At 68.2% G+C, this 15,202-nt stretch carries 13 protein-coding genes; 2 read left to right on the top strand and 11 right to left on the bottom strand.

Features of this window, described 5'->3' with window-relative positions; all coding sequences use genetic code 11:
• Positions 1–69 precede the first annotated feature (69 nt).
• The 5 genes from WS49_RS04000 to WS49_RS03980 form a co-directional block, all read right to left on the bottom strand.
• A complete protein-coding gene (locus WS49_RS04000; protein WP_063888579.1) occupies positions 70–1,497 on the bottom strand; it encodes an MFS transporter in 1,428 nt (475 codons plus the stop codon).
• A gap of 241 nt (positions 1,498–1,738) precedes the next feature.
• Positions 1,739–2,575, bottom strand: a complete 837-nt coding sequence (locus WS49_RS03995; RefSeq protein ID WP_059525632.1) for an ABC transporter permease — start codon at positions 2,573–2,575, stop codon at positions 1,739–1,741.
• 37 nt (positions 2,576–2,612) lie between these two features.
• A complete protein-coding gene (locus WS49_RS03990; RefSeq protein WP_059525635.1) occupies positions 2,613–3,869 on the bottom strand; it encodes an ABC transporter permease in 1,257 nt (418 codons plus the stop codon).
• 102 nt (positions 3,870–3,971) lie between these two features.
• Entirely contained in the window at positions 3,972–5,018 is a 1,047-nt protein-coding gene (locus tag WS49_RS03985; protein ID WP_059524693.1) for an ABC transporter substrate-binding protein, read from the bottom strand.
• 78 nt (positions 5,019–5,096) lie between these two features.
• Positions 5,097–6,188, bottom strand: coding sequence for an ABC transporter ATP-binding protein (locus WS49_RS03980; protein WP_059524691.1), 1,092 nt, complete (start codon positions 6,186–6,188; stop codon positions 5,097–5,099).
• A gap of 107 nt (positions 6,189–6,295) precedes the next feature.
• Here WS49_RS03980 and pdxR point away from each other — a divergent pair, with 107 nt between their 5' ends.
• Complete coding sequence (gene pdxR / locus WS49_RS03975) at positions 6,296–7,819, top strand: MocR-like pyridoxine biosynthesis transcription factor PdxR (RefSeq protein WP_059524690.1); 1,524 nt, start codon at positions 6,296–6,298, stop codon at positions 7,817–7,819.
• Positions 7,820–7,828: 9 nt separating this feature from the next.
• Here pdxR and WS49_RS03970 read toward each other — a convergent pair whose 3' ends face one another.
• The 5 genes from WS49_RS03970 to WS49_RS03950 form a co-directional block, all read right to left on the bottom strand.
• Positions 7,829–8,863 (bottom strand): lipase secretion chaperone, encoded by a 1,035-nt coding sequence (locus WS49_RS03970; RefSeq protein WP_059524688.1) that lies wholly within the window; start codon positions 8,861–8,863, stop codon positions 7,829–7,831.
• 3 nt (positions 8,864–8,866) lie between these two features.
• Positions 8,867–9,961 (bottom strand): triacylglycerol lipase, encoded by a 1,095-nt coding sequence (locus WS49_RS03965; protein ID WP_059524686.1) that lies wholly within the window; start codon positions 9,959–9,961, stop codon positions 8,867–8,869.
• A gap of 236 nt (positions 9,962–10,197) precedes the next feature.
• A complete protein-coding gene (locus WS49_RS03960; protein ID WP_059524684.1) occupies positions 10,198–12,330 on the bottom strand; it encodes a TonB-dependent copper receptor in 2,133 nt (710 codons plus the stop codon).
• Positions 12,331–12,413: 83 nt separating this feature from the next.
• Positions 12,414–12,782 carry a DUF2946 domain-containing protein gene (locus WS49_RS03955; RefSeq protein WP_059524682.1) on the bottom strand — a complete coding sequence of 123 codons (369 nt, stop codon included), beginning with the start codon at positions 12,780–12,782 and terminating at the stop codon, positions 12,414–12,416.
• A gap of 158 nt (positions 12,783–12,940) precedes the next feature.
• On the bottom strand, positions 12,941–13,477 hold the full coding sequence (locus tag WS49_RS03950; protein WP_059524680.1) for a cytochrome b: 537 nt from the start codon (positions 13,475–13,477) through the stop codon (positions 12,941–12,943).
• A 234-nt stretch (positions 13,478–13,711) separates the two neighbouring features.
• Here WS49_RS03950 and WS49_RS03945 point away from each other — a divergent pair, with 234 nt between their 5' ends.
• On the top strand, positions 13,712–14,350 hold the full coding sequence (locus WS49_RS03945; protein WP_059525630.1) for a Pr6Pr family membrane protein: 639 nt from the start codon (positions 13,712–13,714) through the stop codon (positions 14,348–14,350).
• A gap of 48 nt (positions 14,351–14,398) precedes the next feature.
• Here the strand turns inward: WS49_RS03945 and WS49_RS03940 are convergent, their stop codons facing one another.
• Positions 14,399–15,133 (bottom strand): peptidoglycan DD-metalloendopeptidase family protein, encoded by a 735-nt coding sequence (locus WS49_RS03940; protein WP_059524678.1) that lies wholly within the window; start codon positions 15,131–15,133, stop codon positions 14,399–14,401.
• Positions 15,134–15,202 lie beyond the last annotated feature (69 nt).

The following is a 15,202-nucleotide window of genomic DNA, read 5'->3' as shown; positions in this document are numbered from 1 at the left end:
GCCGGCGCGCGGCGGTCGTTCGCCGCGCGCCGGCCGTGAAACTCGCGGGCAGCGGGCGCGTACGGAACGCTACTCCGTCGCCGGCTCCTTCGCCGGCGTCGCCGCGACCGATGCGACCGGCGCGCCGGCCCGATGCGACGGTGCGAAGAGCCGCAGCCCGCTCGCGACGCTCGCGGCGCCGGCAAAGCCCGCACCGAGCATCAGCGCGAGCGTCGGCCCATGACGCCCGGCGATCCCGAACGACAGCGCGACGAGCGCCGCGCCGGTCGCCTGCCCGATCAGCCGCGCGGTCGCGATGATGCCGCTCGCGCCGCCGCTGCGCTCGGGCGGCGCGCTCGACATCAACGCCTTCAGGTTCGGCGACTGGAAGAAACCGAAGCCCGCGCCGCATAGCATCATCCGCCAGCCGATGTCGACGACGTTCGGCGCCGCCGGCAGCGCGGCAAGCGACACCATCCCCGCGCTCAGCAGCGCGAGCCCGATCGCCCCGAGCAATCCGGGCGGATAGCGATCCGAAAGCCGGCCCGCGATCGGCGCGGCGAGCGCGACGATCGCCGACCATGGCGTCATCAGGAAGCCCGTCTCCACCGCGTCGCGATGCAGGACGGTTTCGAAGTAGAACGGCAGCGACACGAACGCGAGCCCCTGCGCGGCGAACGCGCACACGGCCGTCAGCGCGGACAGCGTGAACACCGGCCGGCGGAACAGGTCGACCGGCAACATCGGCGCCGGGTGCCCGGCCTGGCGGCGGATCAACAACGCCCCGAACGCGAGCGCGACCGCGGCAGCCGCGAACACGACGGACAGCGGCCCGCGCTGCGCGAATTCGCCGAGCGCGAAGATCAGCGATGCGAACGTGATCACGTTGAACAGCGCGGCGAGCGGATCGAACGCATGCTTGCCGCGCGCCGTCTGCGGCAGCGACGGAATCGCCACGGCAAGCGCGAGCACGCCGAGCGGCACGTTCACCGCGAACAGCCACGGCCAGGCGGCCACCGACAGGATCAGCGACGCGATCGTCGGCCCCACGGCGAACGACACGCCGACGACCAGTGCGTTGAAGCCGACGCCGCGCCCGAGCCGGTGCGCGGGAAACAGGTTGCGGATCAGCGCGACGTTCACGCTCATGATCGCGCTCGCGCCGAAGCCCTGCACGATCCGCGCCGCCGTCAGCTGCGGCAGCGTCGCCGCGAGCGAGCAGCCGAGCGACGCGAGCGTGAACACCGCGAGGCCCGCGACATACACGCGCTTGTGACCGACGATGTCGCCGAGCGACGCGAACGGCAGCAGCGTCGCGACCATCGCGAGCTGGTAGGCGTTGATGATCCACACCGACGCGGCCGGCGACGCGTGCAGGTCGGTGGCGATCGCGGGCAGCGCGGTGTTCGCGATTGCCGTGTCGAGCGTCGCGAGCGCGACGGCCAGCAGCACGGCGGACATCGCGCGCCAGTTGACGGCCGGCTCCCGGGCGCCGGCAGGGGATGCGAATTCGGACAAGATGAGGCTCGGCTGACGAGCGACGCGCGGCGTCGCGGATTGAGCGGCGCGGCACCGGGCGTCCCTGCTGCACGAACGGAACGCGCGGCACCGCGAGCCGTATTGTTGCAGAGCCGCATCGAACGTGCAGGCGACCGCGTCGTCAGTCAGCGAAACGAAAGCTTCGGTGTGCCGCGTCAAGTGCGTGGCATCGTTGAAAACGCAACGATCGACGGCGCACCGGACGCTGCGCTTCCGGCCGTCACGACACCGCGCGTCGCGCGTTGCGTCCGCGCAGCCATTCGAGCGCGAGCAGCAGGCTCGTCGAGAAGATGATCAGGATCGTCGCGAGCGCGGCGATCGTCGGGCTGATGTTCTCGCGAATGCCGGTGAACATCTGGCGCGGCAGCGTCGTCTGGTCCGCGCCCGCGAGGAACAGCGTGACGACGACTTCGTCGAACGACGTCGCGAACGCAAACAGGGCACCCGACATCACGCCCGGCGCGATCACCGGCAGCGTCACGCGGAAGAACGTCGTGACGGGATTCGCACCGAGCGACAGGCTCGCGCGCACCAGGTTCTGGTTGAAGCCCTGCAGCGTCGCGGCCACCGTCGTCACGACGAACGGCACGCCGAGCGCCGCGTGCGCGGCGATCAGCCCCGTGTAGGTATTCGCGAGCCCGAGCGGCGCGAAGAACAGGTACATGCCGACGCCGACCACGACCACGGGCACGATCATCGGCGACAGCAGCACGGCCATCAGGAGCCCCTTGCCGCGGAAGTCCGCCTTCGTGAGGCCGATCGCGGCGAGCGTGCCGAGCACGGTCGCGACGACGGTCGCCGACGGCGCGACGATGAAGCTGTTCTTCGCGGCCATCCGCCACTCGTCCGACGCGATCAGGTTCTCGTACCAGCGCATCGAGAAGCCCGGGATCGGATAGACGAGGAACGTGCTCGACGAAAACGACAGCGGCACGATGGCGAGCACCGGCAGGATCAGGTACAGCAGCGTCAGCACGACGAGCACGCGCAGCGCGACGTACCACGCGCGCTCGACGAACGACATGTGCGGCGCGAACAGCGGCCTGGCGAGTTTCATGGTCGGCATCCCCTTCCCGTTTCGTTGTGCGCGGCGCTCAGCCGAGGCTCACGTTGGTGCGCGTGAAGCGCCCATATACCGCATACAGCACCAGCGTCGCCGCGAGCAGCAGCCCGCCGAGCGCGCACGCCATGCCCCAGTTGATCGTCACGTTCGTGAAGTACGCGACGTAGTAGCTGACCATCTGGTCGTTCGGCCCGCCGAGCAGCGCAGGCGTGATGTAGTAACCGATCGCGAGGATGAACACGAGCAGCGCGCCGGCGCCGACGCCCGGATAGGTCTGCGGCACGTATACACGCCAGAACGCGGCGAACGGATGGCTGCCGAGCGACACGGCCGCGCGCTGGTAGGTCGGCGGGATCGACTTCATCACGCTGTAGAGCGGCAGGATCATGAACGGCAGCAGGATGTGCGTCATCGAGATGTATACGCCGACGCGGTTGAACAGCAGCGTCAGCGGATGCGAGATCAGCCCGCTGCCGATCAGCGCCGTGTTGATGAGCCCTTCGCTCTGCAGCAGCACGATCCACGCGGCGACGCGCACCAGCACCGAGGTCCAGAACGGAATCAGCACGAGGATCATCACGAGGTTCGCGCGCCGCTCCGACAGCGTCGAGATCCAGTACGCGAGCGGATAGCCGAGCAGCAGCGCGAACAGCGTGACCGCGACGCCGATCACGAACGTGCGGCCGAAGATCGCGAGATAGATCGACTGATCGGGATCGGCCTGCACGATCCGGCCGAAGCCGTCCTGCTTGTGGTCGAGCGCGGCGAGCAGGTAGAACGGCGACATCTGGCTGCCGTTCTTCGCGATCGACTGCCAGTACGCGACGTCGCCCCAGCGCGAATCGAGATCGATCAGTTTCGCGCGCGTTTGCGCGGGCGTCAGTGCCGCGTCGTTGTCGCCTTTCAGCGGCATCGCGCGCGCCGTCTTCGCGACGAGCGAGCGGTAGCCGGGAATCTCGGTGTTCAGGCGCCGCGCGAGTGCGCCCATCGCCTCGCTGTCGGCGACCTTCGTCATGTCGGCCGCGAGCGCGGCATACGCGGCGTCGGCCGGTGGCGCCTTGCGGTCCCAGCCCGACAGCGCGGCGATCGTGTTCGGCAGCGCGGTCGCGATCTCGGGGTTCTGCACCGCGCGCGTGAGCAGCGTGCCGATCGGCACGACGAAGATGAGCAGCAGGAAGATCGCGAGCGGCGCGATCAGCAGCAGCGCCATCGTGCGCTTGCGGGCCTCGGCGGCCTTCAGCTCGCGCTTGAGCGCGGCTGTCGACGGCGAGGAAGGAGCGATCGTCATCGTGTTCAACGGTTCTCTCCGGCCGGGCTCGATCCGGCGGAATGCCGCGCGACGCAGTCGATGCGCCGCGCGGCAGGTTGCATCAGGACACCTGAGTAGCGGTTACTTCGTCGCCCACGCGGCGAAGCGCTGCTCGAGCTCGTCGCTGTGGTCGGTCCAGAAGCCGATGTCCTCCAGCACCGCGTTCTTGCCGTTGGCCGGCGAGTTCGGCAGGTTCGCGAGTGTCTTCGCGTCGAGCGACTTGATCGCCGCGATGTTCGTGGGGCCGTACGCGATGTGCTGCGCATACCCTTGCTGCGGCTTCGGCGTCAGCGTGTACGCGATGTACTGCTCGGCCAGCGCCTTGTTCGGCGAGCCCTTCGGAATCGCCCAGTAGTCGAGGTCGTAGATGCTGCCGTTCCACACGACCTTCAGGTTCTTGCCTTCCTTCTGCGCGGCATCGATACGGCCGTTGTACGCGGTCGACATCACGACGTCGCCGGCCACCAGGAACTGCGGCGGCTGCGCGCCCGCTTCCCACCACTGGATGTACGGCTTCAGCTCGTCGAGCTTCTTGAACGCGCGGTCCTGGCCGGCCTTCGTGCCGAGCACCTTGTACACGTCCTTCGTCGCGACGCCGTCGGCCATCAGCGCGAACTCGAGGTTGTAGCGCGCGCCCTTGCGCATGCCGCGCTTGCCCGGGAATTTCTTCACGTTCCAGAAATCGGCCCAGCCGGTCGGCGCGGTCTTCAGCTTGTCCGCGTTGTACGACAGCGCGGTCGACCACACGAAGAAGCCGACGCCGCACACCTGCGGCGATTCGGGAATCAGGTCGGACTTCTTCGCGATCTTCGACCAGTCGAGCTTTTCGTACAGCCCTTCGTCGCAGCCGCGGTTCAGGTCGCCCGATTCGACTTCGACCACGTCCCAGTTGACGTGCTTCGCCTCGACCATCGCCTTCACTTTCGCCTGCTCGCCGTTGTACTCGACGGCCGTGACCTTGTTGCCGGTCGCCTTCTCGAACGGCTGGTTGAATGCGGCCTTCTGTGCGTCGCCGTTCGCGCCGCCGAAGTTGACGACCGTGAGTTCGGCCGCCGTGGCCGATGCGCCGACGACGGCGAGCGCCAGTGCGAGCGCGGTGCGACGCGCGGTAGAGCTTGCTCCGTTCATGATGGTTCCTCTCCTCTCGTGGTGGAAGTGGGCAGTTGTTGTTGACGACGTGCTGCGATAAAGCGGGAAAACCCTGCGTCAGGCGAATACGCGCAGATGCTCGGGCGCGAATGCGAGCGATACCGGCGCGCCGGGCGAGAACGCGTCGAGCGCGCCCGTGCCGAGCGGCACCTTCACGAAGCATTCGTCCTGGCCCGGCAGCGCGCAGCGCATGCGCACGTGATCGCCGAAATAGATGAGACTGCGCGCCTCGCCGGTCACGCGGTTGGCGGTGCCGTTCGCGTGGCCGTTCGCGAGGCTCATGCGTTCGGGCCGGATGCATGCGACGGCCGGCGCGCCTTCGGCCGCGTCGCCGATGCGGCGACCGACGAGCTGCGTGCCGTCGTCGAGGCGGAATTCGCAGAATTCGCCGTCGACGCGCGCGATGGTGCCGCGCAGCCGGTTGCTGTCGCCGATGAAGTTCGCGACGAATTCGTTGCACGGCGATTCGTACAGGCGGTCGACGGTATCGAGCTGCTGCACGATGCCCTTGTCGAACACCGCGACGCGATCGGACATCGTCAGCGCCTCGCCCTGGTCGTGCGTCACGTAGACGAAAGTCACGCCGAGCTTCTCGTGCAGCGCCTTCAGTTCGTACTGCATGTGTTCGCGCAACTGCTTGTCGAGCGCGCCGAGCGGCTCGTCCATCAGCACGAGCTTGGGCTCGAACACGAGCGCCCGCGCGAGCGCGATGCGCTGCTGCTGGCCGCCCGACAACTGCGCCGGATAGCGTTTCGCGAAACGCTCCATCTGCACCATCTTCAGCGCATGCGCGACGCGCTCCGCGCGCTCGGCCGGCGGCAGCTTGCGCACCGACAGCGGATACGCGACGTTCTGCTCGACCGTCAGGTGCGGAAACAGCGCGTAGTTCTGGAACACCATGCCGATGTTGCGCTTGTGCGGCGGCACGGTGTTCAGCAGTTCGCCGTCGAGGCGGATCTCGCCGCCCGTCGGAAACTCGAAGCCCGCCAGCATCATCAGGCAGGTGGTCTTGCCCGAGCCGGACGGCCCGAGCAGCGTCAGGAATTCCCCTCGGTGGATGTCGAGGTCGAGCGATTTGACGACCAGCGTCTCGCCGTCATAGGTCTTCCGCACGCCGCGAAAGCTGACGATCACATCATCGGACTTCATCGTGGCTGTCCCCTTGCTGCGCGACAAACGTTTTTGAGATGAACCCACTATACGGTGCGTACGGTTCTACAATAGGGAACCATTTCAATATTCCTAGTAGGACCACTTTGGATACCGTGATCCTGGCCGACTGGCTCTCCGCCCGTCTCGACCGCAGTTCGTCCGAGCCGATGTATCGGCAGTTGCTGCAACTGATGCAGCAAGCCATTCTGACCGGGGAATTAGGGCCAGGGACGAAGCTGCCCAGTTCGCGCACCCTCGCGGCAGATCTGTCGATCGCGCGCAATACCGTGCTGCACGTGTACGACCAGTTGACGGCCGAAGGCTACGTGCTGACGACGACCGGGAGCGGCACCTATGTGGCCGACACGCGCCCGGACGCGGCCGCGATCCGCGTGCCGGGCGCCGCGCCGCCGCCGTCCGACGCCGGTGCGGCGGCGCAGCAGGACGCACAAGGCGACCTGTCGATGCGCGGGCGGCAACTGATCGAGCATGCGGGCGTGTCGCGGCGCCAGTGGGGCGCGTTCATGCCGGGCGTGCCGGATGTGTCGGAATTCCCGAGCCGCACATGGAGCCGCCTGCAGGCACGCCTGTGGAAAGAAGCGAATCCCGAATTGCTGACCTATTCGCCGGGTGGCGGCTACCGGCCGCTGCGCCGTGCGCTCGCCGACTACCTGCGCGTCGCGCGCTCGGTCAAATGCTCGCCGGACCAGGTGATCATCACGACCGGCATTCACCAGTCGATCGACCTTGCGGTGCGGTTGCTGTCCGACATCGGCGATCGCGCGTGGGTCGAGGAGCCGTGCTACTGGGGCGTGCGCAGCGTGCTGCAGGCGACCGGCCTCGCGCTCACGCCGGTACCGGTCGACCAGGAAGGCATCGATCCGAGCGCGAGCGACATGCAGCATCCGCCGCGGCTCGTGCTCGTCACGCCGTCGCACCAGTATCCGCTCGGTATGGTGATGAGTCTCGCACGGCGTCGGATGCTGCTCGAGTACGCGCGCCAGCACCGCTGCTGGATCATCGAGGACGACTACGACAGCGAATTCCGCTACGGCAGCCGCCCGCTCGCGTCGCTGCAGGGCCTCGACGACGGCGGCCGCGTGATCTACGTCGGCAGCCTCGGCAAGATGCTGTTCCCGGGCCTGCGGATGGGCTACATGGTCGTGCCGGAGCATCTTGTCGACACGTTCCGCACCGGGTTGTCGGAACTGTATCGCGAGGGCCAGCTGATGCAGCAGGCCGTGCTCGCCGAATTCATCATGGACGGGCACCTGACTTCACACGTCAGGCGAATGCGCACGCTGTACGGCGAGCGCCGGCAATTGCTGATCGATGCGATCCATGCGCGCTTCGGCGACGCGCTGCCCGTGATGGGCGACGAGGCCGGCCTGCATCTGGTGCTCGGCCTGCCCGACACGTGCGACGATCGCGCGGTCACGCAAAGCGCATTCGACGCGGGTGTGATCGTGCGTCCGCTGACCAGCTACTACAGCAACCTCGACACCGCGCGGCGCGGGCTGCTGCTCGGCTATGCGTGCGTCGCGCACGAAGGCATCGGCCCCGCGTTCGACACGCTCGCGGCAACCATCGAACAGCATCTGCCGCGGCACTTCACGCGCGCGGCATGACCGTGTGCGTCACTGCGCGGCAGCCGCGCCGCGGTCGAGCGACGCCGCGCGCATCGCTTCGCCGGGCTTCGTGAACATGCGCTGCCGCAGCGCGGCGATCTGCGCGTCGCGATCCTGCGGCGACAATCCTGCCGCGCCGATCTGCGCACGCTGCGCCGCATAGTCGGCGTAGCGGCTCTGCCACGATGCGTCGTCCTCCTGCATCTGCGCGACGCGCGCGGCAGCTTCCGGGCCAAGTGTCTGCGTCAATTGCGCGCGCATTGCGTCCGGCGTCGCCCCGCTCTTCTGCAACTGCGCGATCTGGTCGATCGCGGCCTGCTGCCGGTCGGCCTTCTGCCGTGCCGCGCGTTCGTCGGCGGGCATCTGCTGCGCGAGCGCTGCGAGCCGCTCCGCCTTCTGTGCATCCGTCAGCGTGCGGTCCTGCGCAATCTTCAGCCGCGCGAGGTCGTAGCGCTGCCGCCACTGCTCCGAGCCGAAGAACGGCTGGCTCCAGTCGCCGAGCGCGCGCGACGCGATCGACGCGCGCCGATCGAGCGCGAGCTGCAGCGCACCGAGGTCGGACTTGTCGACCGCGCCCGCCTCCGGCAGCTTCGCCAGCGCGTCGAGATACGCGCGATATCGATGCCAGACGTCGAGGGCCTCGGGTTGCGCGACCGTGCCGTCGAGCTGTGCGGCGATCTCGCGCACGACGAGTGCGTCGAGCGCGGCCGCGTTCAGGTCGCTGCGCGCGGTCAGGCAGTAGTCGAAGAAATCGCGCACCGCGCGCGACTTCGCGAGATGGCCGCCGGCATCGAGCGGCAGCCTCGGCGCACTGGAACCGGCGAGCGGCGGCGGCAGGCCCGCGCTCGCGGGTAATGCGGCCTGCGGCGGTGCGACACGCGTACCGCCGAGCACTGCCGCATCGGCCGCCGCATGCGTCGCGTCGGCGCCGCGATGCGACGCCGTGCCGCTCCAGATCGCGACGCCGGCTATCGCCGCCACCCCCACCGCGCCATAGACCGCTACGCGCCGCGCCAGCGGCGCGCGTCCTTCACGTGCCGTCATCGATCATGCGCCCGCGAGCTTCAGCCGGTTCGCATGCGTGCGGATCACCGCGACCGGATCTTCCGCATTCGCGCCGCGCACGCCGAGCAACTGGTTGATCTCGTCGAGATGGTTCCACTTGTAGCTCGTGCTCAGCACCTTCCCGTAAAGCGCACTGCACTTCGACACGAGCCCGTCGTTCTGGCCCGAGGCGCGATTGATCATCACCGTGCCCGTGCCGAACAACGCAAGCGTCGACAGGTCCAGCGCGTTCGCCGGGTCGATCAACGGAATCGTGCTGGTGTCCGTCGCGCCCGTCACGCCGAACGCGGAGACGGTCGGCTGGATCGCCGTGCCGGCCCACGAATACAGCAGGTGCGTATTGCCACCGACGGTTTCCGTCGGCGCACCCGTCTGGCAGCTTCCCGGCGCGCCGAGGCCCGCGCTCGGGTAATTCTGGTTGTACGTGGCGGCCTGGGAAGTCGTCAGCGTCTTCAGTGAGGCGAGCGCGTCCTGGTTGGCGTTGTTGCTGCTGCTCGTCAGGATACCGAACACATTGGCGAACGCCGCGATCACCGACGACGACAATCCGGTCGGATCGTAGGCGAGCACGCCCTGCACGAAGTCGGCGAACTCCGAGCCGCGATGCGGCGTGCCGATCGTCGTCACCGACGCGACGAGATCGGGTGCGACGGCCGCGACGTAGCGCGAAGTGAGGCCGCCCTGACTGTGACCGACCAGGTTCACCTTGGTCGCACCGGTCGCCGCGAGCACCGTCTTTACGTAAGCGAGCAGTTGTTCGCCGCGCCCGTTCGGCCCGTCGTCGCTCTGGAACCCCGACAGGTTCGCGACGTAGACGGTCGCGCCATGCTGCTGCAGGTCCTCCTGGATGCCGTACCAGTACTCGAGCACGCCCGCGTACTTGTCGGTGCCGGTGAGCCCGTGCACGAGGATGATCGGATAACGCGTCGCCGCGTAGTCGTCCGCCGGCGCGGTTGCCGCCATCGCCGCGTGCGTCGTTGCGAGCGTCATCAGCGCGGTCGTCCCCGCGAACGGCGCGACGCTCATCGCGCAAGCCACTGCCCCTGCCACCACCCTGGAACGCATCGATCTGGCCATGTATGTTCTCCTGATTATTGTGCTGCCGGTGCGAATGAGATCGGATCGACGCGCACGGCACGTCGCGAACGGGACGGTCGCGGGCAACGTGTGCGTCGAGTACAGGAGTGAATCACGAGTCGCGAACGTTTGCGCCCTGACTAGATACGGTTCTCTAATCGGTTGACGCGCCCCGCCCATTCGGGCGGGGCTGCGTTCACGCGTGCGCATGCTGCATCGCACACGCGCGCCGCGCGTTACAGCTTCGCGCTCACACGCACCCATGCCGTGCGCCCCGGCTCCATCACCGGCGCGTTCGCCGGATAGCCGAAGCCCGCATTGCCGGCGAGGTTCAGATGCTCGGTGTAGGCCTTGTTCAGCACGTTGTCGATGCCGACCGAGATCTGCACCTTCTTGCTGACGTTGTACTGCGCATGCAACGACAGCACGCCGAAGCCGGCGCTCGGACCGAAGTCCTTGCCCACCACGTTGCCTTCGTTCAGGGTATAGCGATGCTGCGGCGCAACGACCCGCCACAGGCCGCCGGCCGACCATGCGCCGCGCGTGTATTCGAGACCGAAGCGCGCCTCGAGCGGCGGCATCTGCGGCAGCGGATCGCCGCTCGTCGCGTTGCGCCCCCACGCATACGCGAGCGACGTCTCGACGCGCAGCGGTGCGACCGGCCGCCACGACACGCCGGCTTCGCCGCCCATGATCTGCGCGTTGACGTTGGTCGCCTGCGTGGTCGGCCCCATCATCCCTGCCGCGTAGTTGAACAGGATGTAGTCCTGCACATAGCCCGCGTAGGCCGACACCCACGCATCGAACCGGTCGCTCTTGTACTGCGCGCCGATGTCGAGCTGCGTGGTCTTCTCCGGCTGCACCGCCGAGAACGCGTTGATCGAACCGGCCGGCCCGCGCTTCGCGGAGAACAGCTCCCAGTAGTCCGGATAGCGTTCCGCGTGACCGATCCCCGCGTACCACGTGACCGGCAGCGCGGCGAGATCGCGCTCGTACCGCACGAAGCCGCTCGGCAGCACGCGCGCGCGATCGTCGTCGAAGGTCGGGTTCGGCTTGCTCGACATCATCCCGCGCGTCGTCGCACGCTTGTCGCGCGCGCTCGCGTAGTCGACCCGCGCGCCGCCGATCACGCGCGACGCATCGCTCGCATACCACGTCAGCTCGCCGAACGCGCCGGCATTCCACATCGTGGCCTGCGCATCCCACGGCTGGTCGCCGTAGTTCTGTCGCCCCATCGCCGAGCGCGAATCGAGCCGGTTCGACTGCGCATCGACGCCGGTCACGAGCTTGAAGTCGTCGCCGAATCGGAACGTCGCGGCCGCCCGCGCACCAAGCGTGCGGCGCCGCACCTCGGATGCCATTCGCATCGGCATGCTGCTGGTCGGATCGGGTTGCCGCAGCGTGTAGTTGTCCATCACGTGGTCGGCTTCGTTGTAGTACACGCGCGCTTCGATCCGGTCGAGCACGTCGCCGAGATGCCGCTTGTCGAACGACAGGCCGAACGTCTCGCGGCGGAAATGCGCGCCATCCATCCCGCGCCCCGCGTAGCGCGCATAACCGTCACCGGTGCCCGCCGTCAGTTCGACGCGCGTATGATCGTCGGGCGTCCAGCCCAGCGCCGCGTCAGCGTTCCACTTGTCCCATTGCGACGGCACGGTGTTGCCGTTGCCGTCCTCGTAGTCCTGCGCATGCGCATGGTTCGCGGTCACGCGGCCGTAGACGTCCGGCGTACCGGCCGTCACGTCGACGTTCTGATCGTTGCGGCCGAACGATCCGCCGACCACGCTGCCGTCGAAGCGCATGCCGGGGCGCTCGAAGCGCGGCGTCACGCGTTCGAACAGCACGGTGCCGGCCGATGCGCCGGGGCCGTACAGCACCGTCTGCGGGCCCTTCACGACGGTGACCTTGTCATAGCTTTCCGGCGCGATATACGAGGTCGGCGCATCCATCCGGTTCGGGCACGCGCCGAGCGTCGGCATCCCGTTCGCGAGGATGTTCAACCGCGACCCGAACATCCCGCGCAGCACGGGGTCGCCGTTGGTCCCGCCGCTACGGATCGACGTGAAGCCGGGAATCGTCTTCAGGTAGTCCGCACCGTCGCTCGCCGGCAGCGGCTGGCGCGGCGTCTTCGGATCCGTGACGACGACGAGCGGCGTCGTCAACGGTGACGCAACGACTTCGACGGGCGGCAGCAGCACGGCCGCGTCGTCCGTCGGCGCACCGGCGGCCTGCGCGGATTCGGTCGCGGCCGCGGCGGCGGTCATCGCGCCGACGGCCAGCGCGGGAACGGTGAGTTTCAGCATGCGCGGCACGCGCCGCGCACGGGAATGGCGCGCCGCCCTCGGCGCGCGCAAGGAAAGAATGGTCATGATCGAAAGCCCGAGTGACGCCCTCCACGCGGCCTCGACGGACCGCACGGATATCGGCGATGAATGGAACGGAAGACAGCGCGTCAGGCGCGCTCGGGCGGTGCGCGTGGGTACGCGCGCGGATAGCGGTCGGCGCGTGCCGCGACCGCATGAGGCGCGGCGGCGGAAACGGCATCAGGGGGGACGAAGACGAACGATGCGGCGGTCGCGCCGCCGATCGCCAGACTGTGCGCGAAGAAGCCGCAATAGCCGCACGCATCGAGATGCAGTGCATGGTCGTGCGCACGGCCCGCATCGGGCGCGCGGTGTGCGCCATGCTCTGCACTGCAGACGATTGAGTCAGGAGTGGCCGCCTGCGCGATGCGCCACTGCGACACCAGCGGCGCCGCGATCGCGAGCCAGATCGCGAACACGCCGAGCCAGGCGGTCAGGTGACGATGTCGGTGCAGCATGCGCGGCGATGCGTAAGCGGAATGTAAAAGCAGCCGAGATGTTACAGAATGTTCGCCGCGATGGCCAGTCGCGCATCGCGGTAAACGGACCGGGGGGCACATGGTTGTCGATACAACCATGCGCCCCCCGGCTGCTGCGCGGCTTCAGCGCGCGGCCATCACGGTGCCATGCGTCGCAGCACGTCGTCGCGCCGGATGAAGTGATGGTAAAGCGCGGCCAGCGCATGCAGGCCGATCACGAAGTAGAACGCGTTACCGATCAGTTCGTGCGCTTCCTTGATCGTCGGCCGCAGCGCCTTGTCCGGGCCGAACAGCGTGAACGACACGCCGATCCAGTCGAGCGACACGGGCTTGCCGCCCATGTTGATCAGCATGATGCCGAGCAGCGGCTGCGCGATGATGAATACATACAGCGCGAAATGCGCGAGCTTCGACAGCCACTTGAGCAGCGTCGTCTGCGGAATGGCGTCCGGCACGCGGCTGATCACGCGCCACAGCACGCGCAGCACCGACAGCACGAGCACGAAGGTACCGGCCAGCAAGTGCACGTTCATCCAGAACACGCGACTGTCGCTGCCTTTCGGGCCGCGAATCTCGATGGCCAGGTAGGCCAGCGCCACCAGCAGGAAGATGGCCCAGTGGAAGAAGATCGCGGGTGAGCTGTAACGCGTCTGTTTCGCGAGGATGTTTTTCATGCTGTGTCTCGTAATTTCTCGTGTGGTATGCGGGGCCGCCACATGCCGCGGTTGACGGCAGCCCCCGGCGGCTGCCCCGATTGTAGCCTCACGCGCGACCGGCGTTGTCCGGCCGGATCAAATATCCGAGGAATTCGCTCGGCCCGTCCACTGGCCCGCCATATGGAAAGTCCGAATCGCGCGCGCCAGTGGCTGTGGCACGATGAAGCTTTGGTGCGACGTTGCGCGGGCATCATGAGCAAAGCGTTCTTCGTTGCGGCCTACCGGCTGATCGCCGCGTTGCTCGCGGTGTCGACCACGCTGCACAGCGTCGCCGGCTACTGGGGCATGCCTGCCTTCCATCTCGGCAACTACTTCAGCTACTTCACACAACTGAGCAGCCTCTATGCCGCGGCCATGCTGGTCGTGGGGCTGTCGCGTGTCACGCGTCCCGGCTCGGCGCGCTACGAATCGATGCGCGGCGCCGCCGTGCTCTACGTGCTGATCACCGCGATCGTCTACGAACTGCTGCTCGCGCGGCTCGATGCATTGCGCCACGTCACGCCGGCCCTCAACAACTGGGTCCTGCACCGGATCGTGCCGCTCGTGGTGCTGTGCGACTGGCTGTACGTGGAACCGCGCTCGCCGATCGCGTGGCGCAGCGCGCTCGCATGGCTCGGCTTTCCGGTCGTCTATCTCGGCTATACGCTCGTGCGCGGCGCGCTGGAGAACTGGTATCCCTATCCGTTCGTCGATCCGCGGCCGCACGGGTACGTGCCGGTCGCGATCCAGTGTTCGCTCATCGCGCTCGGCGCGGCGGGACTCGCGCTGGGCATTCGCTGGCTCGGCAATCATGCGAGGCAGTCCGGCACCGCGGAGCTCAAGGAAGGGTGAAGGCGGGAACGTGTGCGCCGCGCGGCGCACACGCCTTGACGCAGCGCGTCAGCCGCCGTTGCGCGGCAGGAAGTTCATCGGATCGACGACCTTGCCGTTCTGCCGGACTTCGAAGTCGAACGTCGCGCGACCGCTCGCGTCGGTGCCCATCTCGGCGACCGGCTGGCCCGCGCGCACCGCGTCGCCTTCGTTGACGAGCAGCTTGCCGTTGTGCCCGTAGGCCGTGATGAGGCCGTTGTCGTGCTTCAGGATCACCAGCGGGCCGTATGCCTTGACGCCGGACCCGGCGTAGACCACGCGCCCGTTTGCCGCCGCCCGCACCGAACGGTCGGGCCCGGTCGCGGCGATCACGATGCCGCGCGTCTTGCCGGCCAGGAATGGCGCGGCGACCATGCCCGTGGCCGGCCAGGCCAGCGAGCCCGGTTGTGCGGCCGCGGCGGGCGCCTGCCCGAGCGAGGTCGCGGCAGGCGGCGGCGCGACGCGCAGCACCTGGCCGGGCGACACGGCGTCATTCGGCGACATGTGGTTCCAGCTGGCCACGTCCTGCACGCGCTGCCCGTAGGCGGCGGCGACGCCGGCAAGCGTATCGCCCGGGTTCACGCGGTAATAGCCGGCGATCACGCCCGGCGTGGCGACCGACGCCGGCGTCGACGGTCGTACCGGCTGCCAGCTGTCGGTCCACGGCGTCATCGTACAGCCCGTCAGCGCGGCAGCCGCGGCGACGAGCGCCGCCTGCGGCAACCAGCGCGCCAGCGCATCGTGGATCGGAATCGTTTTTCTCAAGGGTCCTCCCGGATTTGCGTCGTTGCGCCGCCCACCGCCCTCCGGCGTGCGACGCACGATGTCCGGCCA

The organism is Burkholderia sp. RF7-non_BP4, assembly GCF_001521935.1.
Lineage (GTDB): Bacteria > Pseudomonadota > Gammaproteobacteria > Burkholderiales > Burkholderiaceae > Burkholderia > Burkholderia diffusa.
Note: the sequence above shows the minus strand (reverse complement) of the source record. Positions and strands in the feature narration are given on the sequence as shown.

Coding starts and splice junctions, on each gene's coding strand:
- WS49_RS03995 (WP_059525632.1), bottom strand. CDS start 2,575: ATGAAACTCGCCAGGCCGCTGTTCGCGCCGCACATGTCGTTCGTCGAG.
- WS49_RS03990 (WP_059525635.1), bottom strand. CDS start 3,869: ATGACGATCGCTCCTTCCTCGCCGTCGACAGCCGCGCTCAAGCGCGAG.
- WS49_RS03985 (WP_059524693.1), bottom strand. CDS start 5,018: ATGAACGGAGCAAGCTCTACCGCGCGTCGCACCGCGCTCGCACTGGCG.
- WS49_RS03980 (WP_059524691.1), bottom strand. CDS start 6,188: ATGAAGTCCGATGATGTGATCGTCAGCTTTCGCGGCGTGCGGAAGACC.
- WS49_RS03970 (WP_059524688.1), bottom strand. CDS start 8,863: ATGACGGCACGTGAAGGACGCGCGCCGCTGGCGCGGCGCGTAGCGGTC.
- WS49_RS03965 (WP_059524686.1), bottom strand. CDS start 9,961: ATGGCCAGATCGATGCGTTCCAGGGTGGTGGCAGGGGCAGTGGCTTGC.
- WS49_RS03960 (WP_059524684.1), bottom strand. CDS start 12,330: ATGACCATTCTTTCCTTGCGCGCGCCGAGGGCGGCGCGCCATTCCCGT.
- WS49_RS03955 (WP_059524682.1), bottom strand. CDS start 12,782: ATGCTGCACCGACATCGTCACCTGACCGCCTGGCTCGGCGTGTTCGCG.
- WS49_RS03950 (WP_059524680.1), bottom strand. CDS start 13,477: ATGAAAAACATCCTCGCGAAACAGACGCGTTACAGCTCACCCGCGATC.
- WS49_RS03945 (WP_059525630.1), top strand. CDS start 13,712: ATGAGCAAAGCGTTCTTCGTTGCGGCCTACCGGCTGATCGCCGCGTTG.